Origin of the sequence: Cellvibrio mixtus subsp. mixtus J3-8 (genome assembly GCF_000766945.1) — a bacterium.
GTDB lineage: Bacteria > Pseudomonadota > Gammaproteobacteria > Pseudomonadales > Cellvibrionaceae > Cellvibrio > Cellvibrio mixtus_A.
On record NZ_KN266207.1, the window covers coordinates 1,299,771 to 1,300,269 of the forward strand.

Here is a 499-nt window from a genome sequence, read left to right on the forward strand (position 1 = left end):
ATGTAGGTTGGAACGGCAGCATCGCACCGGGTCAATCCGTTTCTTTTGGATTCCAGGGCAATACTAATGGTGGCACTGTTGAAAGTCCGGTAATCAACGGCTCGCTGTGCGGTGCAACAGTAAGCTCTTCCTCACGCTCCAGTGTTGCAGTGACTTCTTCCAGTCGCTCCAGCACAGCCCCAAGCTCTACCCCTGCAACCAGCTCACGTTCAAGCACTGCAGTTTCTTCAGTCAATAATTCTGTTCCGGCAAATAATTTTGCACAAAACGGTGGAGTCGAAAGTGGCTTGACCAATTGGGGAACTACAGCAGGAACAGTAACGCGTTCAACAGCGGATAAACGCAGCGGCTCAGCCAGCGCCTTGATCACCGGCCGTACCGCCGCGTGGAATGGTTTGACATTTAATGTGGGTTCGCTCACCACTGGCAATGAATATGCGTTGAATGTCTGGGTGAAATTGGCTCCGGGAACCCCGGATAGCGTTATTACACTGACTGC

At 52.1% G+C, this 499-nt stretch carries 1 protein-coding gene; it reads left to right on the top strand.

Annotation, left to right across the window (positions count from 1 at the left end; genetic code table 11):
* Window positions 1-20 precede the first annotated feature (20 nt).
* A partial coding sequence (locus A596_RS22665) for a carbohydrate binding domain-containing protein (RefSeq protein WP_235425684.1) occupies window positions 21-499 on the top strand: 479 nt, incomplete at its 3' end.